The 22,267-nt window shown below is 73.0% G+C and carries 21 protein-coding genes and 2 CRISPR repeat arrays; of the genes, 9 read left to right on the top strand and 12 right to left on the bottom strand.

Annotated features, from left to right (window positions below; all coding sequences use genetic code 11):
* Position 1: 1 nt before the first annotated feature.
* From ACIOGZ_RS28555 to ACIOGZ_RS28510, 10 genes are all read right to left on the bottom strand, one after another.
* Positions 2-571 (bottom strand): hypothetical protein, encoded by a 570-nt coding sequence (locus ACIOGZ_RS28555; protein WP_400987969.1) that lies wholly within the window; start codon positions 569-571, stop codon positions 2-4.
* The gene (locus tag ACIOGZ_RS28550; RefSeq protein WP_400987967.1) at positions 568-1,260 is read right to left on the bottom strand and encodes a hypothetical protein; all 693 of its coding nucleotides are present in this window, start codon (positions 1,258-1,260) and stop codon (positions 568-570) included. Before ACIOGZ_RS28550 ends, ACIOGZ_RS28555 begins: the two co-directional genes overlap by 4 nt.
* A complete protein-coding gene (locus ACIOGZ_RS28545) occupies positions 1,257-2,804 on the bottom strand; it encodes a tetratricopeptide repeat protein (RefSeq protein WP_400988170.1) in 1,548 nt (515 codons plus the stop codon). The genes ACIOGZ_RS28550 and ACIOGZ_RS28545 overlap by 4 nt, the downstream gene beginning before the upstream one ends.
* Before the next feature lie 5 nt (positions 2,805-2,809).
* Positions 2,810-3,037, bottom strand: coding sequence for a hypothetical protein (locus ACIOGZ_RS28540; RefSeq protein ID WP_400987965.1), 228 nt, complete (start codon positions 3,035-3,037; stop codon positions 2,810-2,812).
* Complete coding sequence (locus ACIOGZ_RS28535; protein ID WP_400987963.1) at positions 3,034-5,187, bottom strand: hypothetical protein; 2,154 nt, start codon at positions 5,185-5,187, stop codon at positions 3,034-3,036. Before ACIOGZ_RS28535 ends, ACIOGZ_RS28540 begins: the two co-directional genes overlap by 4 nt.
* Entirely contained in the window at positions 5,184-5,639 is a 456-nt protein-coding gene (locus tag ACIOGZ_RS28530; RefSeq protein ID WP_363632885.1) for a hypothetical protein, read from the bottom strand. The genes ACIOGZ_RS28535 and ACIOGZ_RS28530 overlap by 4 nt, the downstream gene beginning before the upstream one ends.
* A 454-nt stretch (positions 5,640-6,093) precedes the next feature.
* Entirely contained in the window at positions 6,094-7,038 is a 945-nt protein-coding gene (locus tag ACIOGZ_RS28525; RefSeq protein WP_400987961.1) for a hypothetical protein, read from the bottom strand.
* A gap of 526 nt (positions 7,039-7,564) precedes the next feature.
* A complete protein-coding gene (locus tag ACIOGZ_RS28520) occupies positions 7,565-8,011 on the bottom strand; it encodes a hypothetical protein (RefSeq protein WP_400987959.1) in 447 nt (148 codons plus the stop codon).
* Positions 8,004-8,195: a hypothetical protein gene (locus ACIOGZ_RS28515; RefSeq protein WP_363632890.1), complete on the bottom strand. Its 192-nt coding sequence runs from the start codon at positions 8,193-8,195 to the stop codon at positions 8,004-8,006. The genes ACIOGZ_RS28520 and ACIOGZ_RS28515 overlap by 8 nt, the downstream gene beginning before the upstream one ends.
* The gene (locus tag ACIOGZ_RS28510) at positions 8,195-8,377 is read right to left on the bottom strand and encodes a hypothetical protein (RefSeq protein WP_400987957.1); all 183 of its coding nucleotides are present in this window, start codon (positions 8,375-8,377) and stop codon (positions 8,195-8,197) included. The genes ACIOGZ_RS28515 and ACIOGZ_RS28510 overlap by 1 nt, the downstream gene beginning before the upstream one ends.
* On the opposite strand from ACIOGZ_RS28510, the gene ACIOGZ_RS28505 reads away from it, so the two are divergent.
* The 3 genes from ACIOGZ_RS28505 (at position 8,370) to ACIOGZ_RS28495 (ending at position 11,955) form a co-directional block, all read left to right on the top strand.
* Positions 8,370-8,519 carry a hypothetical protein gene (locus tag ACIOGZ_RS28505; protein WP_400987955.1) on the top strand — a complete coding sequence of 50 codons (150 nt, stop codon included), beginning with the start codon at positions 8,370-8,372 and terminating at the stop codon, positions 8,517-8,519. The genes ACIOGZ_RS28510 and ACIOGZ_RS28505 overlap by 8 nt on opposite strands.
* A gap of 408 nt (positions 8,520-8,927) precedes the next feature.
* Positions 8,928-10,292, top strand: a complete 1,365-nt coding sequence (locus ACIOGZ_RS28500) for a tetratricopeptide repeat protein (protein ID WP_400987953.1) — start codon at positions 8,928-8,930, stop codon at positions 10,290-10,292.
* Between the two features lie 409 nt (positions 10,293-10,701).
* Complete coding sequence (locus tag ACIOGZ_RS28495; protein ID WP_400987951.1) at positions 10,702-11,955, top strand: helix-turn-helix domain-containing protein; 1,254 nt, start codon at positions 10,702-10,704, stop codon at positions 11,953-11,955.
* Here the strand turns inward: ACIOGZ_RS28495 and cutA are convergent.
* Entirely contained in the window at positions 11,952-12,281 is a 330-nt protein-coding gene (gene cutA, locus ACIOGZ_RS28490) for a divalent-cation tolerance protein CutA (protein WP_400987949.1), read from the bottom strand. The two genes, ACIOGZ_RS28495 and cutA, sit on opposite strands and share 4 nt — an antisense overlap.
* 198 nt (positions 12,282-12,479) lie before the next feature.
* Between cutA and ACIOGZ_RS28485 the strand changes: the two genes are divergently transcribed.
* Genes ACIOGZ_RS28485 through cas3 form a run of 6 tightly spaced genes read left to right on the top strand, consistent with a single transcriptional unit; the run spans position 12,480 to position 19,975 of the window.
* Positions 12,480-14,015, top strand: coding sequence for a type I-E CRISPR-associated protein Cse1/CasA (locus ACIOGZ_RS28485; RefSeq protein WP_400987947.1), 1,536 nt, complete (start codon positions 12,480-12,482; stop codon positions 14,013-14,015).
* Positions 14,012-14,584, top strand: coding sequence for a type I-E CRISPR-associated protein Cse2/CasB (casB, locus tag ACIOGZ_RS28480; protein WP_400987945.1), 573 nt, complete (start codon positions 14,012-14,014; stop codon positions 14,582-14,584). The genes ACIOGZ_RS28485 and casB overlap by 4 nt, the downstream gene beginning before the upstream one ends.
* Positions 14,585-14,589: 5 nt before the next feature.
* Positions 14,590-15,831 carry a type I-E CRISPR-associated protein Cas7/Cse4/CasC gene (gene cas7e, locus ACIOGZ_RS28475; protein ID WP_400987943.1) on the top strand — a complete coding sequence of 414 codons (1,242 nt, stop codon included), beginning with the start codon at positions 14,590-14,592 and terminating at the stop codon, positions 15,829-15,831.
* Positions 15,828-16,565 carry a type I-E CRISPR-associated protein Cas5/CasD gene (cas5e, locus tag ACIOGZ_RS28470; protein WP_400987941.1) on the top strand — a complete coding sequence of 246 codons (738 nt, stop codon included), beginning with the start codon at positions 15,828-15,830 and terminating at the stop codon, positions 16,563-16,565. Before cas7e ends, cas5e begins: the two co-directional genes overlap by 4 nt.
* A complete protein-coding gene (gene cas6e, locus ACIOGZ_RS28465; RefSeq protein ID WP_400987939.1) occupies positions 16,562-17,245 on the top strand; it encodes a type I-E CRISPR-associated protein Cas6/Cse3/CasE in 684 nt (227 codons plus the stop codon). The genes cas5e and cas6e overlap by 4 nt, the downstream gene beginning before the upstream one ends.
* Before the next feature lie 9 nt (positions 17,246-17,254).
* Entirely contained in the window at positions 17,255-19,975 is a 2,721-nt protein-coding gene (cas3, locus tag ACIOGZ_RS28460) for a CRISPR-associated helicase Cas3' (protein WP_400987938.1), read from the top strand.
* Positions 19,976-20,018: 43 nt separating this feature from the next.
* Positions 20,019-20,657: a CRISPR direct-repeat array (repeat unit 29 nt; unit sequence GTGCTCTCCCGGCGCACGGAGATCTGCCG).
* A gap of 244 nt (positions 20,658-20,901) precedes the next feature.
* A CRISPR array of direct repeats spans positions 20,902-21,480; the repeat unit is 29 nt; unit sequence GTGCTCTCCCGGCGCACGGAGATCTGCCG.
* A gap of 54 nt (positions 21,481-21,534) precedes the next feature.
* On the opposite strand, the gene ACIOGZ_RS28455 is transcribed toward cas3, so the two are convergent.
* A complete protein-coding gene (locus tag ACIOGZ_RS28455) occupies positions 21,535-22,236 on the bottom strand; it encodes a hypothetical protein (RefSeq protein ID WP_400987936.1) in 702 nt (233 codons plus the stop codon).
* Positions 22,237-22,267 lie beyond the last annotated feature (31 nt).

Raw genomic sequence — 22,267 nt, 5'->3', positions numbered from 1 at the left:
GTCACCGCTTGTCCTGCGAGCGGTGGGCGGCGAACGGGTAACGGCACGGGCAGGGGTGGTGTGCCGGTAGCTGGTCCAGGGCGTGCAGCGAGTAGATCGCGTGCGGGGTGTTCGCGGCGCCGAGCAGGGTGCGGAGCCTGGCCATGTGGCCGGAGACGGACTTCTCTTTCAGGCCGAGCTGGTGTGCGACGGCGGCGTGGTCCATGCCGCGGGCGATGAGCGCGGCGGTGCGCAGGAGGCCCTCGGGGATGCCCTTGGGAGGCAGCCGCAGGCCCTTGGGCGGGACGAGGATCCGCAGACGGCAGGCGATGTCCACGGCGTCGTTGCAGCCCGAGGCGTTGAGCGTGCGTTGGATCGCGTCGACCTCCGCCGCTCCCCGGCTCTTGATCGTCGGGGGGAGGGCACTGTGGATCCCGCGGGCGTCGAGGTATTCGGTGATCTGGTGGGTGGATGCGCCCCAGGCCAGTTCGTGGAGGACGTCGCGCTGGATCGTGGTGACGGTCACGGTGGTGCCGCAGCCCGGGCAGGGAAGGCCGTGGACCGGCGCGTCCGGGGTGTGTGTGGTGGTCATGTCGGTGTCGGTGTCCCGGGGGTGTTCTGGCACGGGCAGGGGTGGGTGTGGTCGAGGAGGTGGGCGTCGTGGAGCAGGCGTACCGCCTGAGCACGGGATCTGAGCTGGTACCTGTCGAGGAAGCGGCTGATCGACATGCCGACCGCTCGGGTGGTGCGTCCCGCCCGCCGGCCGATCTCGGCGGGGCCCAGACCAGCGGCCGTGGCCCGCAGGGCGTGCAGCGTGCCCTCGGTGAGGCGGCGGCGCAGCACGAGCGGCTGAACACGGCGCGGCAGCAGCCCGGAGCGGATGGCGATGTCGACCGCGTGCGCGGGTCCGGTCGCACCGAGGTCGCGGATCATCCGGTTGAGGTCGGCGTCGACCTGCCGGGGAACGGTGCTCCACCGGTCGGCGATCTGGTGGATGCTCCAGCCGTGGGCGGTGAGGGAGAGCAGGTCGACGAACGCCGGGTCGGCCGTGATGCGGTGTCCGCAGGCGGGACAGCGGTTCCCGGCGACCAGTACCGGCAAGCACCGGGCGCCCCCGGGCACCCGGTAGGGGCCCGGTGACAGCGGCAGTTGGTACGGCGTGCGGGGTGACGACGCCGTGGCCGGGACGCGATGCGGTGCCGGGCCGCGGCGGGCGCCCACCGGCCCGGTGGGGCCGCGGGGCGGCGCGGTGGCCCGGTGATACGGGACCTTGCCGGTCATGCGTCGACTCCCAGACGTGCCAGGTCGCCGCGTACGCGGTGGGTGTCGTGGGCGCTGCCCGTGTACAGGGCCAGCGCGCGGTGGTGCAGGGCGATGGCGTCGTCGGTGTGGCCCTGGTCCTCGGCGAGCAGGCCTTTCCAGTTCAGGACGCGGGCCTGCCAGGGTAGGGAGTGGTGGGCCTCGAACTCGGTCAGGGCGGCGTCCAGGTCCGCGCCGGCGGCGGTGTCGCCGGTGAGGGCGCGCAGACGGCCCGTCCAGGCCAGGGCCCGGGCGGCGTTGAGAGGGTCGCCCTCGGTGAGGAGGATCCGGCGGGCCTCGTACAGGCAGGTGAGGGCAGCGGGGTGGTCGCCGAGGTCGGCGAGGACCTCGGCGACCTGGACGAGGGTCACGCCCGCGTCCCGCGTTCTGCCGAGCAGCATGCGCGCGCGGTAGGCCTGGTCGAGGTATCCGTAGGCACGCCGGGGCTGTCCGTCCTGGTGGTGGGCGGCGCCCAGGTCGTGCAGCGCGCGTGCCTCGTCGACGGCGTCGCGGTCTTCGGTGGCCTGTTCCAGGGCGTGCTCGCAGTCGCGGATCGCCTCGCGGGTGCGGCCGACGGCCCGCAGCGCGGTGGCGCGGGCGCCCAGGAGCTCGCGCAGCAGCATTCGGCCCGAGCCCCGGCGGGGCGCCGTCACGGCCAGGCGGTGGGCGGCCTCGACGGAGATGTCGCAGACCGCGATCCACTGCGGGTAGTCGCGTTGCAGCAACAGCCAGGGCCAGGCGGCGTAGCCGAGGAACGCGCTGTGGTAGTCGAGTCCGGCGTCGCGGGCGGTGTGCAGCGCGCCGAGCAGGTCGAGGTCGCGGCCGGCGAACCAGGCGTGGGCCGCGACCCGGGTGCCGATGCCCGCGCGGTGCGCGGGCAGGTACTGCAGCTCCGGGGTGATCAGGGGACGGTGCGGGGCGAGGATCCGGGACGCCACATGGGCCTCGGCGACGAGCCAGTCCAGGGCCCGTAGTTGGCAGGTGCGTGCGCTGTCGGGCCCGTCGACGAGGTGCGCGAGGCGGGCTGCGTGGCGGCGGCCGTCGGCGCTCTGGAAGGCGTAGCGCCGCTCGACCGCGCGGGAGTCGGAATCGAGGGGGGTGACGAGGCGTCGTTCGACGAGAGTGTCGAAGGCGTGTCCGGCGGTGACCGGGTCGAGGCCGGCTGCTGCGGCGGCCATCGGGGCGTCGATGCGGGGGCCGGGCAGGGGGAGCGTGCCGAGGACCCTGTAGAGGCGGGCGGTGCGCGGGTCGGTGGCGGCGAGGGCGTCGTGGGCGTGGGTGAGGGCGTCGTCCACGGTGGTCTCCAGCACGGGGGTCGGCAGCGGGTCGCTGTGGGGTGTCGGGTCGGCGGCCAGCCGGGCCGGGGTGAGGGTGATCGCGGCGGGTACTGCGGCGCACGCGGTCACGAGCCCGTCGAGGGCCTGGCCCGGTAGCGGGCCGGTGATCGTGGTGAACGGGGCGCGGGCGGCGGCGGGGGCCCGCAGCGGGACTACCCGCGGTGCGGTGGCGGCGTCGTCGAGGAACATGTCGATCACGCCGATCCGTTGCCGCGGCGTAGGTGGGAGGCGATCCGGGCGGCTGCGTTCTGGGAGCCGGTGAGCCGGGCCAGTGGGTCGGGTGCCGGCGCGACGCGTGGGGTGAACAGCGCCGTGGCGGGGCTGGACAGCGGGGCGGGGCCGGTCAGGTGGCGGCCGGGGACGCGGCGGGGCAGGGCGGTACGGGCGGGCGGCCCGTCGGGGGCGGGGCGGCGGCTGGTCACCGGGGACCTCCCGGGGCGGAGGCACAGGGTCCGGCGGCCATGGCCGCGCGCTGACGGTCCACCAGATCGGTGAGGAGGGTTTCGGCCCCGGCCCGTGCCGGGCCGGGCCCCCTGCGGACGAGCGGGCCCAGTGCTTCCGTGAGGTCGATCAGGTCGATCAACAGGCCGTATCCCGGCCAGTCGGCGAGGCCGGTGAGTGCGCTGGAGCGCTCGTAGTTCTGCAGGAACACCTGGTGGTCGGCGGGGTGAAGGCGCCCGTGGTCGACTTCGCGCCGGATCACCGCGAGGTCCCACTGCCGGTGCCCGTCCAGGGGCCACCCCGCGGCGGCCAGGCGCACGTGCCCGGCCCGGTCACGGCGCAGGTTCGGCGCCTTGGAGTCACCGAGGATCGTGGTACGCGGTGTCGGCCAGGTCAGACGGGCGTAGCGCTCGGACAGGTCGCCCAGGTGCTCGGCCACAAGAGCGCGCCGGTCCGGGTCCACGCGGGGGACCCTGGCGAGGAGGTACTCGAGATGCAGCAGCGGGGAGCTGGGGTGGAGCCCGTTCGCGGGGATGCTGTGGACGGCGGCGAGCAGGGTGCCCGCGGCGATGAGAGGCGCCGTCCAGTGGCCGGTGTCCTGCCACAAAGTGGCGCAGGAGTCCGTGCCGGTCGCGATCGGCGTGAAGTGCGCGGGGGCGACGACGGGGATGCCGCGTCGGGCGAGCCACTGCGCGCCGCGCAAGGCACGAGCGGCCGCCTCGACGGGCCTGTCCAGGTGGACGCGGGCTACGACCGCGCCGTCCAGACGCCAGGAGGGGTCCTCGCCCGGGAGCCGGCGGGCACGGGCCGCGTCCCGGCCGCTCCGGCGGCAGGCCTCGGCGAGCACCTGCGCGGCGGCGACTTCCGGGTTCCGGTAGCGGGCGCGGACCCAGGCCAGACCCTGCGACGCCGTCGGGAAACCCCGGGACTGCGGGCTCATGCCGCCCGCCAGCTCGCTGCCGATCACGGCGACTTCCACGCCGAGGTCGGTGGCCGTGCGCCGGATCTGCTGGATCGCGCCGCCTGGCCGGGTGCCGCGCAGTTCACCCAGCAGGGCGGCGGCCGGACGGTGCTGGGCCAGACCCCGGCGGTGCAGCACGCGCAGGGCGGCCTCGGTCGCGGCCGCCCCCGTGCCGCAGCCGTCAGCGAACAGCAGCCGCGCGTCGCCGTATTCCCGGGTGGTCAGGCAGCCGCTGGGCAGACGGGCCCGGCCCAGGCGGGAGACGACGTCCTCGATGCGCTGGCCCGCGGCGAGCGCGGTCGCGGCGGCCGCGAGCGCGGGTTCCACGTGCTCGGGGCTGTGCAGGGCCAGCTCCACCACACGGCTGACCGCCCCGTGGACGAGCGTGAACCGGGCGCGCCCGTCCGGAAGAACCATCAGGTCCTCGGCCCGCACCGCGGCGGGCACGTCCTCGTCAGCGGAGTAGGTGACGACGCGCTGGGGAGTCCAGGCCTCGAGCGCGGGGTGCAGCTCATACCCGGCGGGCAGGACGGCGCACGCCGGCGCGAGGTCGAAGACCGCCTGCGGCGCCCGCAGTACGCCGTCGGGGCACTCGGCCGAGGCCGGCAGGACCGTCAGGACCTGCGGCCGCAGGACCCGTATCGCCCGGGCGGCGGCGTCGGACCCGGCGGCGCCGAGGTCGGCCACCACCTGCCGCACGTCCGGGCCGCACGTCAGCAGGGCCCCGGTCACCGCGTTCGGGCCCGGGCGGGGCGGTATCTCGATCGCCGCCACGGCATCGGGCAGCAACTGCGCGAGGATCTGCGCGGCCGGCAGACTGTCCGGGCCGCCGTCGACCATGACGCGCCGGCCGAACGCGAGCGCGGCGTGTGCGGCGAGCGTCTCCAGGGCCGCCTCGACGTCGTCCACGACCACGGTCCGCACCCCGGGCACGGGCTGCGCGGCGATGACACCGACCGCGCGTCGGGCGGCGAGGGCACCGAAGGCGTGTCGGACGGCCCGGACGAGGTCCGTCGAGGTGGCACCGGGCACCAGCGGGGCGAAGACGCTGCCAGCTGTGACGGCGTCCGGGTCCCGGACCACGGCGGTGACGACGCGATCCGTCGAGCGGTCGGTGCGGGGGCCGTGCAGGGCCGCGCCGGTCAGTGCGGCGATCTGTGTCAGCGTCATGGGGCGCATGGCGGTGTCCTCGTGCTGGTGTCGGCGCCGGGCAGCGCCCGGGAATCGGCGGGGCCTGGCGCGACGGTGGCGCCGTTGCCCAGCAACGGGTTGTCGAAGTGGGGCAGGGCGGCGACCAGCGCGGCGACCCGGCGCACCGTGTCCAGCGTGTGGTCGGTGTCTGCCGGCCGGTCGGCGTCGACGAGTTGCAGCGCGCACTCGATCAGCGCGTCGGCGACGGCGTCCGTGCGCTTCAGGACCCGCTGGCGGTGGCGGGCCGCCCGCTCGCAGTGCTCCTCCACCAGCCACAGGCTCGGGTTGACCAGTACGGGGCCGCCCCAGTGCTCGTGGAGCTGGTCCCCGATGAAGGCCAGGAGCACGTCGCAGCTGTCCGTCTGCGGAAGCAGTTGCATCGCCGCCTCCAGCAGTCCCCTGGGCACACCGCCGTCGGCCGCCGCGCTCACATCAGCTCCTGTCCACGTGCTGGAGTGTCCTTGGCGGGGCCCGCTTGCCCCGCCGGGGACAGCGGGCCCCTGGCCGCCGCCGAATCGGCGACGGTGACGAACGCCCGCCCGGCCCCCGGCAAAGGACACCGGGCAGGTCGTCCGCGGCGGTGAGCTGTGACGCGGCCCGTCGCCGCGCTGCTCTTCCGCTCCCCGCCCCCATGACCGGGCGGGAGCTGAGGATCGGACGACGCTGTGGGCGCGCCGGCCACGTCAGGACCCCAGCGCGGCAACGCGCCGACCACCACGTGCTCCAGCAGCGGGACGCTTCCCCCGGGGCCGACGCTGCGCCGCAGCGCGAACTCGACCGCAGGGCGCCGCAGGCGGGCGCCGAGGACGGCGTGGCCCAGACGCGGCCAGGTCCACGCGATGCCCGGGGTAGTTCCCGGCCCGGTCGCGAACGGGAGGGCCAGCATCAGCGCACCTTCCAGGGCCAGGGGCGGGCGACCAAGCCGCGCAGGCAGGCGCTCTGGTGTGCCGCCAGTTGGCGGGTGCGGGAGTCGAGGTGGGCGCGGCGCACCGTGTGCATCACGTCCGTGAGTAAGACGAGGTCGCGCACGAGCGGGTAGTGCTCCCAGCGGTCGATCGACCCGTACGGCAGGTTCCTGTCGGTGTGGGTGGCGTAGGCCTCGGCGTATCCGTCGTGGTCGTGAAGGTGGCCGGCGAGTATGTCCGTGCGCCAGCGGGCGGCGGCGAGGTCCCACTCGAGGTGCCCGCGCAGCAGCGGGCGGCGAAGCAGCAGCCGCGGGAGGGTCGTTCCGGCGCCGTGGCAGCGCGCGGCCCCCAGGTCGCCGAGGATCACGGTCGGCGGTGTCGGCCAGTCGATGCTCGTCCACTGCTCGCGCAGCCGGTCGGCGCGCAGCCGCAGGACGTCCCGGTCGGCGCGGAGCAGGGGCGCGTCCGCGAGGCCGTCCAGCAGGCCGTCGAACGGATCGTGGTCCCTCAGCTGCCCGGCATCCGGTTGGATCCGGTGCACCGCGGCGCTCGCCCACGCGCCGACGGACCGGCCGCTGTACCGGGGCCCGGGACGGTGCCAGACGGTGACGTCGCGGCCGCCGCCCCTCAGAGGGTGGCGGTACTCGGGGGCGACGACGGGCACCTGGTGCTCCTCGAGGAGGTGGGCACTCCACAGCAGGGCCCGCGCCTCATCGGGGTCCGTGTGTACCACGGCGTACGCGCCGGAGCCGGGCAGCGACCAGACGGGTCGCGGGCTCTCGTCGACCAGTTCGGCTCCGTCGCTCTGTTCACCGCTCGCGTCGCAGGCCTGGACCAGCGCCGAGTACGAGGCCGTGATGGCCTGATGGCGTGCCTGGCCGACGGCGGTCTTGAGGAGTCTGCTGGTGTGCGGTCCGACACTCACGGGGGGGGGTTCCTTGAACTGGGATCGAATCCGGCTGAGGCAAGTGGAGTCCGGGGCCGCCTGTCCCCATAGGCGGCCCCGGACGGGCCGGCCCCCGTGCCGGATGGCACGTGGCCGGGCGGACGGACGCGGGCACCGGTCCCCAGCCGCGACCGTCCGGTTCGGCCGGGCAGCAGACGGAAGGGGGGTGCCTCCTGCTGCCCGGCCTGCCCGCTCCCCGAGAGCGGGCTGTCACAAGGCGGGGTGCGGGACGGGCCGTTGCGGCCCTCGACACCCCGTCGCCACCGACCGTGCGGCCGGCGACACGCGACCGTGTTCACGGCCGTGAACTCCCGTTGCCGCCAGGTGGGAAACGGGAGCTCGGGGCCCGGTTCTCCCCACCGGCGACGGGGAGAACCGGGAAGCGGCGAACAGCGGCGTACCGGGCGGGGGAGGCCGGGCGCGCTGTCCTGCCGCTGCCCGCCCCGGGACACGGGGCGGGCGCCGTATCCGGCAGCCGGCGGCTACCGGAAGCGTGGCGAGCCGGTCAGGCGAAACCGCTGCGGGTTTTGCCCCGGCGTCGTAGCGCCAGGCACCGGCCCACGGGCCCGGCGTGCGTGCGCTGCCTGCGCAGGTCGACGGTCGCCCAGAACCGGCAGCCGTTGGCCCGCTCCTCGATCCCGCCGGAGGTGGTACAGGCCGACAACGGCTCCGGGAGCGGGCGGTCGGCCGATCGGTGACGGGGGAACGCCACCGCGCCGGCCAGGGCCTCGACCGCGAGTTCCCGGCGGTTCAGGACGAGCCGCAGCCCGACCGAGAAGCGCGTGTGCGGGCTGCGTGCGGCGGCGCAGAACAGGTTGGCCACGACCGTGGCGACCCGCTCGCGCGTCGCCGGGTCGAGCTGCACTCCCCATTCCCGCAGGTAGACGCACACCTGGCGCACCGTCTGATCGGCGCTGCCCGTCGCGTTCGGGAACCATGTCACCTCACGCACGATCGATCCCCTCGGCCGGCCTGGGGGCCGTCTGGGTGGACGCCCCGCCGAAGTCGACGATCCACTGGTCGTCGGGACCCGCCGGGTGCTGGTGAGCCCTCAGGTCCGGCAGCAGGACCCCGGCACGGACCGGCGTGGGCAGCGCGGTCGCGTCCTGGGCCGGCGTCACCGTGTGGGTGGCCATCACGCGCCCTTCCTCAGCGGCGGCGGCCCGATCTGGTGGTGGGCTCCGGCGTACCGGCCGGCCGTCACGCAGTGGACGAGGACACGGTTGTCGTCAGCCCACATCTCCAGTTGCCGCAGCCCGGCGCGGTCGTGGACGACCGCGGTGATGTCGGACACGACGATGACGGACACCGTGCCCATCTCCGCCAACTTCAAGAGCCTGCCCCAGCTCTCACCGAGGCCCAGCCCGGTCCCGCCAGGCGGCGGCGCCGCGTCCCAGAACGCCTGGACCGGCTTCCACCCCCGGGCCTGGGCCGTCATCCGGCACGACGTCAGCGGATAGTCCGGCCGGTCCCGACCTGCCGAGCGCGCGTAGAGCGCAGCCGGGACGGAAACGGGGCCCGGGCGGTTCGACACGGTGCGAAGCCCGGACATAAGTGATGCGTCCACGTCATTCCTCTGGGCGGTGGTGCGTGATCTCGGCTCCGCGGGGGGAGCCTTGCTCACTCGGGAGTGGGGGGTCTTCGGGGTGGAGGCGAGGTCACCCCGAAGACGGGCACCTCGGCTGCCGCCGGGGGTGGGAGGCTCGGCGGATGTCCACCCAAAACGCACTGCTGTTCCCGTGGGTTGACGGTACGTTGGGCTTCGCCGGGGCGCCCGATCAGTTCAACACCGAAGCGGTATCTCTCGGTACAGTGATCGCCACGGAAAGTGGTTTACAGGGTTAACAGCCGGGACTGGGGTGGGACTCATGTCGGCGTCCAGCACTGCTCTTCAGCAGTTCGTCAGCAGCCACGGGCTGAAGCTCGAGGTCGTGGCCCGCGCGCACCGCGAGCAGGCCGCCGTCAACGGCGACCTCGCCGCCCGCACAAGTAAAGCGACGGTGTCGCTGTGGTGCAGCGGGCAACGACGGCCGAAGGGCCGCAACGCCGAATACCTGGCCCAGGCTCTGAGCAAGGCCGTGGGCCGGCTGGTGACACTGGACGAGATCGGGTATGACGACGTACAGCCGCAGGATCTGCCGACGCTGTCGCCGGACCCGGTCGCCGCCACCACTGACCTCGGGAGGGCCCTGATGGACATCAGCCGCCGCGACTTGCTCCAGCGTGCCGTCTACGTCTCCGCCGCTCTGGCGCTGCCGCTGGGATACGACCACGAGGCGGTCGACCGCACGCTCCGCGCCCGCCGGCCCGGCGCCCGGGTCGGCGCAGCCGATGTGGCCGCCGTCCGGAACACGGTGCAGGTGTTCCGCGCGGCCGACGAACAACTCGGCGGCGGCCACGGACTGACGGCTGTCACCTTCTACCTCACCGACGCGGCCGCGCCGATGCTCTCCGGCCGCTACGAGAACGAAACCGTCCGCCTCGACGCGTTCAACGCCGTCGCCGAACTGGCCTACCTCCTCGCGTGGAAGCACCACGACCTCAACCAGGAGGGCGCCGCCCAGCGCTACTACCTGCTCGGCTACCAACTCGCCTGCGTGGCCGACTTCCACGGCCACGGCGCCTGGATGCTCCGCGCACTCGCCCACCAGGCCCTCAACCTCAAGCAGCCCGAGCACTGCGTCGACCTCGTCGAGGAAGCCCTGCGCCGCTCCGCCGGCCGCGTGGACGCCCAGACCCAGGCCCTGCTGCTCATCACCAGCGCGCGGGCCTACGGCGCCACGCGCCAGGGCGGCAAAGCCGCGGCCGCCCTGCTGTCCGCCGAAGACGCGCTGGCCCGCGCCGACGAGCCGGTGGCCGACTACGCGATGGCCGCCGGCCCGGCGGGCGCCACCATCAGTTCCCACACCGGCAAGACGCTCTCCGAGCTCCGCGACTACAAGAACGCGGAGAAACACCGCCGAGCCGCGCTTGCCGGCCGCGACCCGGAACAGTTCCGGCGCATCCACGCCCTGACCCTGGACGAACTGGCCGGCACACTCGACAGCCAGGGCCAGATGGACGAGGCCATGGCCACCTGGGGCACTGCACTGGACCTGATGGACGGCATCACCTCGGCCCGCAACACCGAGTCCATCAAAGCCATGCGAGCCACCATGCGGCGCTACCAGGCCCGCGGAGTGCCCGGTGCTGCCGCCCTGTCCGAGCGAGCACGAAAGGCCCTGGCGGCCTGAACCACCGGGGCGTCCCGCACGCCGCCGCACGTCCCAGACCTCCTCGCCCGGCTTCCGCCCCCGAGCCCGGAACGGCATCCGCCACGCCGTCAGCCGATAGCCCGGTCGCACCCGACCGGCCGACAGCGCGTAGACCGCGACCGGGATGGAGCCGGTACCCGGCCCCTCCGGCTGCTGGCCGCAGGAACGAAGTCCAGTAGATGCGTTCATGCCATTCCTTCGGGGGTTCCACCGCCGAGAGCGGGAATCATGCGGCTGGAATCTGACTCCGGTAGAGGAGCGGATGACCAGTCAACTGCCGTCCTCGTTCGGGTGGATCGGCCAGTAGGCATGGCTGTTTTCGGGACATGGCTCAGAAATATGGCGAGTATGGTCGGACACGTTCAGCACACGTCCGAGGACGGCGAAGATGACCACGCGCGATGACGTGGAGACGATCGGCCCACTGCTACGCAGGCTGCGGGTGGCCACCATCCGCACACAGGAAGAGTTGGCCGGCGATCTGTCGAAGCGCCGGGACCACCCGGTAGAACAGGGAATGGTGTCCCGCTGGGAGACCGAGAAGGCCCTGCCCGACCCGGTGTCGCAGAAGCTTCTCGCCGCCGAGTTCGACGTACCTGTGGAGGAACTGCGTCGGGCGGTCGTCGCGGCCCGACGGATCAGGCGGCACCGAAAGCAGTCGGCGAAGGAGCCAGACGTGAAGCGACGTGAGTTCATGGCAGCGGGAGCCGGGATCTCGCTGATACCCGCAATCAACTACCTCGATTCCGGGCGGAGGCTCGGCGCGGACGTACCGCGGCTCCTGCGCGCGCGCACCGCACGGCTGCGGCGCCTGGACGACTTCGTGGGCGGCGGCGACACCTACACGGCTTACTGCCAGGAACTGGATCAAACGGTCCTCCTGGCCAACGAAGGCGTCTACACCGAGAAGACAGGCCTCGGCCTGAGGGCCGTCATCGCCGAGCAAGCCCAGCTCGCCGGGTGGGCCGCGTTCGACTCCGGCCGCTATCCCGAAGCCCGCTCGCACTACCTCACCGCGATGGCCGCGGCGGAGGCCGCCCAAGACCGTGCGCTGACGGGAAACTCGTATGCCTTCCTCGCCTACCTGGAGTGGGCGGTCGGAGGCGGCTCCGGTATCGAACTCGCCACCGCGGCCTGCGAGACCGCCGGACCCGACGCCTCGCCAGCAGTCCGGGCCCTGCTATGGGACCGCTTAGCCTGGCAGCACGCAACCAGCGGGAACGCAGGCGCCGCCGACCGCGCGCTCGCCGTCGCCGAGGAAGCCATTCGCCAGGAGAGCGACCGACCCGAGCCGGACTGGGTGTACTGGGTCGACCTGGACGAGATCGCCATCATGACCGGCCGATGCTGGGCGGAACTTCAACGGCCGCTACGGGCGATCCCCGCGCTGGAGTCTGCATTGTCCCGCTACGACGACACCAGGGCCCGCGACAAGGCGCTTTACCTGTCCTGGCTGGCCTCCGCATACCTGGACGCAGGAGAGGTCGAACACTCCGCCGCCATCACCGGCAGGGTCCTCGACCTCTCCCTGGGACTCGCCTCGACTCGCCCAGCCGGACGCTCCCGCATCCTCCTCCATCGGCTCCAGCAGCACCGCCAGCTCGCGCCGGTCGCCGAACTCCTGGAACGCGCGAGTTCCTAGCGGCCAGTGGGCCGCGTCGCCCGGGTGATCCACTCCAGGTAGGGCAGTGGCCCGGAGAGGATCGGCAGCGAGATCACCTCCGGGCTGTCGTACGGATGCGCCGCAGTAACGTGGTTCTCCAGCTCGGCCACCCGGTCCTCCGTTGTACGGAAGGCCACCTGCCATTCGGTGCCCTCGCACACCTCTCCAAGGTGCCGGTAGGTCGTGGCGACCGGCCCCGTGACCTGACCTGAGGCAGCCAAACCGGCCTCGACAGCGGACCGGGACAGCTTGGCACCAACGGCCTCGCTGTCGACGGTAGTGATCACGATCAAGAAGTCGACCATATCCGTGACACTACCCGGCTGGCCTCGAACAGGGGCCTGGGCGGTGCCGTCCCCGTCACCACCGGCCATGGCGGGGGAGCACCCCCGCGGCCCCTTCAAACGTCTTGGCCGTTTGGTGTGCCGGGACTAGGCTAGCCATGTCCGGCCAAACCGTCTTGATCCAGGTCTATCGGACATCTCAAGGGGGCGCTGTGCGCCATGAACCCCGAAGACCTCCGCGTCGGCCCCTACATCCGGCTGAGGATCAGCCGCACCGCCGACCGGGCTGAACTGGCCCGGCTCATCCCGCAGGCCGCGCCCGGTGACACCGTCACCGCCGGGCTGTCGACAACTCTCAAGGCCAGCCACCTCATCGAGGACGTCGTGGTGGCGAACCCCGCCTGCGAGACCATGCTGCGCCGTCTGCTGACCGCCATGTTCCTGCGGATCAGCGGCCTCGACACCGACCCGGCGACCTGGCACGAGCGCCTGGCCGCGCTCATCCACCGCGGGCGGCTCCCGGGCCGGGCCGTCGACGCCTACTGCCGGGAGCACCGCGACCGCCTGCGCCTGTCCGTCTTCCTCCAGGACCCCCGGCTGCGCACGGAGTGCACCAAGGCCGCAGCGCCGGGCAAGCTGGCGATGGACCGGCCGTCGGGCCACAACCAGCCCTGGCACCCCCACACCCCCGAACACGAACCGGTCGACGCACCAGACACACTCCTGTGGCTGCTCGCCTGGCAGGGCTTCGGCCCCAGCGGCACGGGCGCGCAACGCACCCACGACGGCGTCGTCAGCAAGCAGATGCGGGCCGGGAGCCTGCGCGGCTCCATCTCCTACCACCCCCTGGGCGCCACCCTCTTCGCCGGCCTCGCGCTCGGCTGCCCGCCCCCGCACCTGTGGCCCGACCCGCCCGGCGACGACCGCGCGTCCTGGGAACGCGAGGACCTGCCCGACCCACTGCGCCCGGTCGTGCCGGGCGGCCCGGTGACCCTGCTGATCGGCCGATCCGCCCACGCCGTGCTCCTGGACCTCGACCCCGGCCGGACGGCGGCCGTGGGCTGCTGGGTCGCCTGGGCCACCCGCACCCCGGTACCGGGAGCACGGGACCCGTTCCTGCTCCACTACGGCACCAGGTTCCGGCACGCGGACGCCCGCCGTCACCTGCTGCGCGACTTCGACGCGCTCGTCCACGCGGCCGTGCCCGGCGCCGCACCGCCCAAAGGCGTCACCATGCCGGCCTGGCTCGGTACGCTCGCGGTGCTGCCCCGGGAGACGATCGACGCCCTCGGGCCGGTCCGCGTCCGCGCTCTGGGCTGCCAGCAGCAGCCGCAGGAACGCGGCGACGTGCAGTGGGTGGCCGAGACCACCCCGGCCAGCATCGCCACGTTCCTGCCCGGACACGACCCCGCGCGTGAAGCCCGCCTCGGCCAGCTGCACACCGACGCCGAGGAAGCCGCCGACACTCTTCGGCAGTGCCTGCGCGGCGCATGGAAGCAGATAGCCCCCGGCGCGGACAACCCGTGGCTCGACGACGCCCTCGGCCAGTACTGGGACAACGCCGACCGGACGTTCTGGCCAGCCGCCCGCAACGGCGGCCCGCTGCCGCACTACGCGCGCACCGCCCTCGACCTCTACGACACCCACACCCGTCCCTACGCCGCACGCCCGCCCGGCCTGGGCGCCGTCGCCCGCCACCGCCGCCCCCTCGCCGTCCTGGCCCGGCAGCACGCACCCGAGGAAGCCGCACCATGACCACCACCCAGGCACCCGCGCGGGCGAACAGGTACGACACCTACCTGGCCGTCGTACGCAAGGCCTGCGCCAGCCCCGCCGGCCGCAACGCCCTGCGCGACGGCCTGCCCGACGACTTCCGCAACCCCTGGCCGATGTACCGGCACCTGCGGTGCCACGGCACCATCCCCTGCCCGCCCGACCGCGACAGCGAGCTTCCGTTCCTGCTGATCGCCGCGCTGTACGCGGCCCACGACGCCCCCAACCCCACCACGACGGCCCACGCGGAGATCCGGCCCCGGCCCTCCATGCCGTGGCGCAACCTCGGCTGGTCCTACCGCGCCGCCGTGAGCCGCGGCACCGTCACCGCCAGGCGCGCCGAGGACGACCTGAACAGCCTCACCCAGCTCACCCTGCCGGGCCTGTACCAGGCCCTGCCCCGGGTCGTGGGACAACTGCGCTCCCAGGGCGCGAGCGTCGAATGGGCCGTCCTGCTGAAGGACCTGACGCGCTGGCAGCGCCACCGCGCCGACGTCTGCACCGCGTGGGCCCGCGCCTTCTACGACCACGACCCCCGATCCGGGAAGTGACCCCGATGCCGACCACACCCGTCCACCTGGACGTCCACGTCCTGCAGAACTACCCCTTCTCCAACCTCAACCGGGACCGCTGGGGCCGCCCCAAGCAGGCCCAGTACGGCGGCGTCACCCGCTCACGCTCCTCCTCACAGCGCGGCAAGCGCACCCTGCGCGGCGCCGTCGAACGGGCCATCGGCGACACGGCCCTGCGCACCCGCCACGTGCCCGAGCTGGTCGCCGACATCCTCACCCAACGAGGCTGGGACGCCGACCTCGCACGGACGGCCGGCCGGATGATGATCCCCGCCGCCCAGGTCACCGGACTGGGCCTGAATGACGCCGGAACCACCAACGCCCTGCTGTTCCTGCCCGACACCGCCATCACGGCCCTCGCCGACGTGGCCGACCGCCACCAGGCGGCCATCGCCAAGGCCAAGACCGCCGCCGACAAGGACGAGAAGGCCAAGGACGCCCGGAAGACCCGCCAACGGACCGAACCCGCCGACGACACGGACGAGGACACGGATGAGGACACCACCGCCGTCACGGCGTTCACCGCACTCGCCGTCCACGCCACGAAGGCGATCCCGGCCGCCGACGTCCGCGCCGTCCTGGCCACCCGCAACGCGAGCATCGCCGCGTTCGGCCGCATGCTCGCCAACGAACCCGGCTCCGAGGTCCGCGGCGCCTCCTACATGGCCCACGCCCTGACAACCCACCAGAGCGAGCCAGAACTCGACTTCTACGACGCCATCGACGACGTCCAGCACACCCACGGCGCCGCCCACCTCGGCGACCAGAGCTACACCAGCGGCACCTACTACGCCTTCACCTCCCTGAACATCCCGCTCCTGCTCACCAACCTCGACCAGGCCTGGGACGACCTCGCCCAGGACATCACCCGCGCCTACCTGCGAGCGGCCGCCCTGGAGCCGCCCACCGCCAAGGCCACCAGCACCGCGCCCTTCACCCTCCCGCACCTGCTCTACGTCGCCGTGCGCACCGACCGGCCCGTCAGCCTCGTCGGCGCCTTCGAGAGTCCGGTCCCCGCGACTGAGGACGGCTACCTGCCCGAATCGGTCCACCGCCTCAACGCCCACGCCGCCGCCGTCGCCGACTTCCTCGGCCCCGCAGGACTCGCGGCCCACGCCCACGCCACCCTCGCCGACACGAAGCTGCCCGCCCTGGGCGAGCGCATCCACCCCGTCGACGACCTCATCGACTGGACGATCAGCCAGATCGGCAAGGCCCTGGCATGACCGGCGGCCTGATCCTCCACCTGTCCGGGCCTCTGCAGGCCTGGGGCGGACCACAGGGCCACGGCACCTACCCCACCGGCACCCACCCCACCCGCTCAGCCCTCATCGGTCTGCTCGCCGCCTGCCTGGGCCGGGCCCTGGACGCGGACAACAGCGACCTCGCCCGCCTGCACTTCACCATCCGCGTCGACCGCCCGGGCCAGCGCGAGAGCGACTTCCACACCATCGGCGGAGGCTACCCGCCCGGCCACACCCCGCCCGACGCCACCGGCCGCCACCGCACCCAGCCCGGCCAGGGCGCCCTGACCACCACCCGCTGGTACATGACCGACGCCGCCTTCACCATCGCCGTCACCGGCCCCGCCCGCACCCTGCACACCCTCACCGGCGCCATCGACCACCCCCACTACCCGCCCTACCTCGGCCGGCGCAGCTGCGTCCCCGACATCCCCCTCACCGCCTGGCCCACCCCGAGCGACCCCGTCGCCGAACTGCGCCGTTTCCCGCTCCACCGCGCCCGCCGCCCCACCGGACCCGTCGAGTTCATCTCCGACACCCCGCCCCGGCCCGGCACACCGCCGGACGCGACCCTGCGCAACGAACCCGCACCCGGCGGCACCTTCACCGACTACGACCTGTGGCACCACCACGAGACCCTGCCGCCCGACACCCCCACCGGCACCGGCACCGCCTACCTGAAAGCCCTCACCCGCTACCGGGAGACCCGGCCATGACCACCACCGCCACCAGGACGGCCCCGGACACCACCCGCCACGCGTGGCCGTACCTCACCCGCCTGACCCTCGGCACCCGCAGCCGCACCGCCTACCTCGACCTCTTCGACCGCACCCTCCTCCACCACCGCCTCCAAGCCCTCACCGACGGCCGCGACCGCCTCCTCTACCGCCTTGAACAGCACCCCGAAGCCCCCGTACTCCTCGTCCAGACCGCCCGGCCCCCCGACCCCACCCGCCTGCCCACCGGCTACGCCCGCGCCGTCGACACCCGCTCCCTGGACACGCTGTTCGAGTGGATCGCCCCCGGCCGGGCCGTACGCTACCGCCTCGACGCCAACCCCTCCCACCACGAAGGACCACCACCGGGCCCGCCCCCGGCCGGAGCACGCCGCCACGACTACAGCCGGCGGCACTCCCTGCCCGCAGAGGAGGCCCTCGCGTGGTGGCACCGCCAGGCCGACCGGGCCGGTCTCACCCCCACCACGACCCTCGACACCCGCCAGGACGCCGTCTTCGCCACCCGCAAAGGAGCCGCCGACCTGCGCCTGCCCACCGTCCGCTTCGAAGGCACCGCCACCGTCACCGACCCCGACGCCCTGCGCGCCGCCCTCCTCAGCGGCATCGGCCAGGGCAAGGCCTTCGGCCTCGGCCTGCTGTCCATCGCCCCCACCCCCTGACCACCCGCCATGCACCCGCCGGCCAGGCCCTGGGCCAAACACCGCGGCCTCACCACCCCCTACGGCGCCGACCTCCACGGCCTGGACACCGCCGCGATGGCCAGCGCCCTGTGGCGCCACTACCTCTCCCGCCACCAGCGCCGCCTCATCGCCCGCGGCTGGCACCTCACCCAGGACCAGACCCGCCTCCTGATCATGTTCCTCGCCGTCCTCCACGACATCGGCAAGATCCAGCCCGGCTGGCAGACCGCCGTCCCCACCGCCGACCACCTCACCGGCCGCCCCGGCTACGCCCCCGCACCCGCCGGCGCCCCCCGCGTCCGGCACGAACACGCCACCCTCTACGCCCTGCCCGAACTCCTGCACCGCCTCTACGGCCTGCCCCTGAACGGCAGCCCCAGCACCCTCGTCGCCCACCAGCTCGCCCAGATCGCCGCCACCCACCACGGCACCTACCCACCCCCGCTCACCCACCTCCACGACGAACTCACCCACCCCACCACCGCCCTGCCCGCCCTCGGCACCGACGGCTGGGACCACGAACGCAGGCGCCTCCTCGAAACCGCCGACACCCTCCTCGGCCACCCCGTCCTGCCCACCCGCACCGCCCCGCCCACCACCGCCATCCTCACCACCGCCGTCATCTCCCTCGCCGACTGGCTCGCCTCCCAGACCACCTGGATCACCGCCCGCCAGCACGACTGGGACACCGACACCACAACCAGCACCACCACCCACCTCCAGCGCGCCCTGCGCCTGGCCCCCGCCGCCCTACACCAAGCCCAACTGCGCACCCCCGTCGTCATCCCGCCGACGACGATGCGCGCGATGTTCCCCCACCTGCGCGGCCACCGGCTCTACCCCCTGCAGAAGCACATCGAGAAGCAACTCCCCGCCCTGGTCGACCGGCTCGGCCCCGGCCTGCTGCTGATCACCGCGCCCACCGGCGACGCGAAGACCGAATGCGGCCTGTTCGCGGCATGCGTGCTCGGCGCCGCCGCCCACTGCATCGGCACCGCCCTGTTCCTGCCCAACCGCGCCAGCTGCGAGCCGATGTGGGAACGCCTCTGCGCCCACACCCGCGCCACCACCCGCGGCCCCGCCCCCACCGGCCTGGTCCACCACCTCGCCTGGCTCGACACCCGCTTCGGCCCCCTGCGGAAAACGGTCGCCAGCGACGCCATCGTCGTCGAGGAATGGCTGCGCGGCCGCTACCGGCCGCTGCTCGGCTACGCGTGCGCCGCCACCTGGGACCAACTCGTCACCGCCGTCCTTGCCGCGCGCTACAACACCGTCCGCTGGCTCGGCATCACCCGCAAGACCGTCCTCATCGACGAAGCCCACGCCTACGGCCCCTACGAACACCAGCTCACCAAGGAAGCCCTCCACTGGCTCGGCGCGTTCGGTGTCCCCGTCGTCCTGCTCTCCGCCACCCTCACCGGCGACACCGCCGCCGACCTCGTCCACGCCTACCGCAGCGGCGCCGGACACACCGACACCCCCGCCCTCCACCCGCCCTACCCCGGCTGGACCTACACCGACCTGGCCACCGGCACCATCACCACCAGCCCCACCATCCCCTCCGCCCGAGCCCACACCCTCACCATCACCGTCACCCCCGCCACCCACACCCACGACCCCGCCGACCCCCACGGCCGCGCCCACGCCCTCCTGGAAGCACTCCGGCCCCTCCACGACACCCACCGCGGCAGCGCCCTGATCGTCTGCAACACCATCGCCGACGCCCAGGCCACCCACGACCTCCTCGAAGCCACCTGGGGTACCGGCCCACACGCCCCGCGCCTGCTCCTGCTGCAGTCCGCCACCCCCCACCACCGCCGCACCGCCGCCACCCGCAAACTCCAGCGCTGGACCGGCAAAGGCCGCCCCCGGCCCACCCGACCACTCGTCGTCGTGGCCACACAGCTCGCGGAACAGAGCTTGGACATCGACACCGACCTCGTCATCACCGACCTCGCACCCCTCGCGCTGATCATCCAGCGCGCCGGACGCCAGTTCCGCCACCCCCGAACCGACCGGCCCCCCTGGGCCACAGGCCCGCGCATCGCCGTCCTCGTCCCACCCGGGCGCCTCCCACCAGCCTGGCTCCAGGTCTACGACGAATCCCTGCTCGACCGCACCCGCACCGCCCTCGGCCCCCCGGGCGAGCGCCACCTCGCGATCCCCGAAGACCTCCCAGGCTTCCTCGACCCTGTCTACGAAACCGATTTCACCACCCCGGCCGGCATCAGCCATGAAGGCCGCCAGGCCACAGAAGCCGCCCTGGGCCGGCAGGCCGCCGTCCCCAGACCCGCCCGCATCACCGACCTCCACCAGCTCTCCGACGGCGAAGACCCCCACCCCGAGACCCGGCTCGGCGCCGACACCCTCCACGTCCTGCCCGTCTACACCACTCCGGGCCACATCTGGCTCAACCGCCGAGCCACCCAACCACTGCCCGACCACGCCACCCTCGCAGCCCCCGCCACAGTGCATCGGCTCATGAACCTCACCGTCCCCGTACGCGCCGCCCTCCTCAACGCGACAGACCCAGAAACCGAGCCACCACCAGCCTGGAGGGACATCGCTGCCCTACGCCACCTCCGGCTCTTGCCCCAGCCACTACGAAACGGCAACGCCCAGCCCTACCGAAACCACCACCACAACCTGAGCCTTCACCCCACCCTCGGACTCGTCAGCCGGACACCCCGGCAAGACCCCGATCCATGACAAAGAAACAGCAAAGCGGCTGAAGAACCGCAGGTCATCAAGAGTGCTCTCCCGGCGCACGGAGATCTGCCGGAGGGCGAACGCAGCGTCGGCGTCCTGGAGATGTGCTCTCCCGGCGCACGGAGATCTGCCGAAAAGCCGGGAAGGTCGGGACGGGCCGGGGCGGTGCTCTCCCGGCGCACGGAGATCTGCCGGGGCCAAAACGTCCCCGGGGTTCCCTGGTTTGGTGCTCTCCCGGCGCACGGAGATCTGCCGATCTGCGAGCTGATCCCCGGCTACACGAAGTAGTGCTCTCCCGGCGCACGGAGATCTGCCGGCGAGCGGCTACCTCCGCGAGCAGTTGGTCGCGTGCTCTCCCGGCGCACGGAGATCTGCCGCGCATGGCCTCGTCCCGGTCGTTCTCGGCCTTGTGCTCTCCCGGCGCACGGAGATCTGCCGTGGCAGGAGCGCTGCGGCTACTCGGGGGCGGAGTGCTCTCCCGGCGCACGGAGATCTGCCGCCGACCTCGCCGAAACCCGCCTGGCCGTCGGCGTGCTCTCCCGGCGCACGGAGATCTGCCGCCGACCTCGCCGAAACCCGCCTGGCCGTCGGCGTGCTCTCCCGGCGCACGGAGATCTGCCGCGGGAGGCCGCCGTCGCCCTGGCCCCCGACTCGTGCTCTCCCGGCGCACGGAGATCTGCCGATCTGCGACGGTCTCAAGTGGCCCCACCGGAACGATGAGAAGTGGCTCCGCCAGGTGTTCGACCGGCGGGCCTGTAGGCGGTCCGGGCACAAGCGCAGCCAGCGAGAAGAGGTCGGCGACGGCGAGCTGAGCCGTCGTCTGCCCGTTCGAGGGGTGGGGCCACTTTCCACCGTTCGCCCGGGTCCAACGGAAGCCGTTCAAGACATCTGCCGAACGCGCAGGACCCGGAACCGGGCGGTAGCGCGTGCTCTCCCGGCGTACGGAGATCTGCCGGACTGGACGACGGTGGTGCCGCGGTTGCCATGGTGCTCTCCCGGCGCACGGAGATCTGCCGGTCCGGGAGCTGCAGGATTCAGTCCCCCCTCGGTGCTCTCCCGGCGCACGGAGATCTGCCGCACCAGGGCGACGTCATCGGTGCCTCCTGGTCGTGCTCTCCCGGCGCACGGAGATCTGCCGGTCCTCAACATGATCTGGTCGAGCCTGCTGATGTGCTCTCCCGGCGTACGGAGATCTGCCGTACCTTGGATGGGCGCCGCCCTATTTCCCCGCGTACTCTCCCCGGCTTACGGAGATCTGCCGTGGGGCGAGAACGCGGCTGCTGACCCGATCGTGTGCTCTCCCGGCGCACGGAGATCTGCCGACGTTCGACGGAAACATCTGTATTTCGGACAAGCGCTCTCCCGGTGTACGGAGTTCTGCCGAGAAGGCCGATCAGGATCGGGGTGGTGAGCACGTGCTCTCCCGGCGTACGGAGATCTGCCGTCGTTCACCGCCGAGGAGCTCCAGCTCAACCCATGCTCTCCCGGCGCGCGGAGATCTGCCGATGGATGTCGGCATGAACGTCCAGTTGGGGCTGGCAGCCGCTTGGGATCGGCAGTCAGGAGGGCGTGTTTCGCCGACGTCCGTAGTCCAGAGCAGCAGGGTTCGGGGCGCCGTTTTCCAGCAGCCGCGGATGCCCGTGAGCGTTCGGAAGAGCTCCCCACTTGCGGAGGTGGTCTTCACGCCAGAGGGGATGCCACCCGTGGTGGCGTCCCTCTGGCGGGGCGGTGGTGGTCATATTCCCGGCCGCGTCGATCCAGGCGTTCGGGGCCAGGAACGTAGGCGTCACCGTGTTGGGACGGGACGACCAGACGCGGGCGGTGTAGGGCGAGATCCCGAAGAGGTCGGCGAGATCGGCGATGCCGAGTAGCCGGACGCCCGAGCGGGTGCGGTGCTTGCCCGGCGGAACGACACGTCCGCGGTGAGGGCGCTGGATCGGCTCGCCCTTGGCTGTGACACGGCCTGCCTTGACCAGGGCGTTCTTGATCGCCTTCTTCGCGTAGAGCTTGCCGGGCCGGCCCGTGCCGCCGACCGATTCACCGAGGGTGTCTCCGAACCGGCCTTCGCGCGCCCAGCCTTTCAGGGTGGACAACGGGACCTGCGGGTACTCGGCGTGGGCCTCGGCGAGCGACCACAGCGCTCCTGGGGCCTTCCTCGAGCTGGGAGCCGGCCGCGCCTGGGCGCACGCGTCACAGCGGCCGTCGGCGTCGGGGCGGGCATGCCGCTCCCCGCAGTTCGGGCACAGCGCGGCGGCTGTCACGGTGGTACCTCCGACGGCTGGCCTGGTTCGT

Source organism: Kitasatospora sp. NPDC088160 (assembly GCF_044741445.1).
GTDB lineage: Bacteria > Actinomycetota > Actinomycetes > Streptomycetales > Streptomycetaceae > Kitasatospora.
Note: the sequence above shows the minus strand (reverse complement) of the source record. Positions and strands in the feature narration are given on the sequence as shown.

What these genes read in the sequence shown, in the direction of transcription:
- ACIOGZ_RS28550 (WP_400987967.1), bottom strand. Translation starts at nt 1,260, where the DNA reads ATGACCGGCAAGGTCCCGTATCACCGGGCCACCGCGCCGCCCCGCGGC.
- cas5e (WP_400987941.1), top strand. Translation starts at nt 15,828, where the DNA reads ATGACCGGCGGCCTGATCCTCCACCTGTCCGGGCCTCTGCAGGCCTGG.
- ACIOGZ_RS28545 (WP_400988170.1), bottom strand. Translation starts at nt 2,804, where the DNA reads ATGTTCCTCGACGACGCCGCCACCGCACCGCGGGTAGTCCCGCTGCGG.
- cutA (WP_400987949.1), bottom strand. Translation starts at nt 12,281, where the DNA reads ATGGTCGACTTCTTGATCGTGATCACTACCGTCGACAGCGAGGCCGTT.
- ACIOGZ_RS28515 (WP_363632890.1), bottom strand. Translation starts at nt 8,195, where the DNA reads ATGGCCACCCACACGGTGACGCCGGCCCAGGACGCGACCGCGCTGCCC.
- ACIOGZ_RS28510 (WP_400987957.1), bottom strand. Translation starts at nt 8,377, where the DNA reads ATGGGCACGGTGTCCGTCATCGTCGTGTCCGACATCACCGCGGTCGTC.
- ACIOGZ_RS28535 (WP_400987963.1), bottom strand. Translation starts at nt 5,187, where the DNA reads ATGACGCTGACACAGATCGCCGCACTGACCGGCGCGGCCCTGCACGGC.
- casB (WP_400987945.1), top strand. Translation starts at nt 14,012, where the DNA reads ATGACCACCACCCAGGCACCCGCGCGGGCGAACAGGTACGACACCTAC.
- ACIOGZ_RS28495 (WP_400987951.1), top strand. Translation starts at nt 10,702, where the DNA reads ATGACCACGCGCGATGACGTGGAGACGATCGGCCCACTGCTACGCAGG.
- cas6e (WP_400987939.1), top strand. Translation starts at nt 16,562, where the DNA reads ATGACCACCACCGCCACCAGGACGGCCCCGGACACCACCCGCCACGCG.
- ACIOGZ_RS28500 (WP_400987953.1), top strand. Translation starts at nt 8,928, where the DNA reads ATGTCGGCGTCCAGCACTGCTCTTCAGCAGTTCGTCAGCAGCCACGGG.
- ACIOGZ_RS28485 (WP_400987947.1), top strand. Translation starts at nt 12,480, where the DNA reads ATGAACCCCGAAGACCTCCGCGTCGGCCCCTACATCCGGCTGAGGATC.
- cas7e (WP_400987943.1), top strand. Translation starts at nt 14,590, where the DNA reads ATGCCGACCACACCCGTCCACCTGGACGTCCACGTCCTGCAGAACTAC.
- cas3 (WP_400987938.1), top strand. Translation starts at nt 17,255, where the DNA reads ATGCACCCGCCGGCCAGGCCCTGGGCCAAACACCGCGGCCTCACCACC.
- ACIOGZ_RS28555 (WP_400987969.1), bottom strand. Translation starts at nt 571, where the DNA reads ATGACCACCACACACACCCCGGACGCGCCGGTCCACGGCCTTCCCTGC.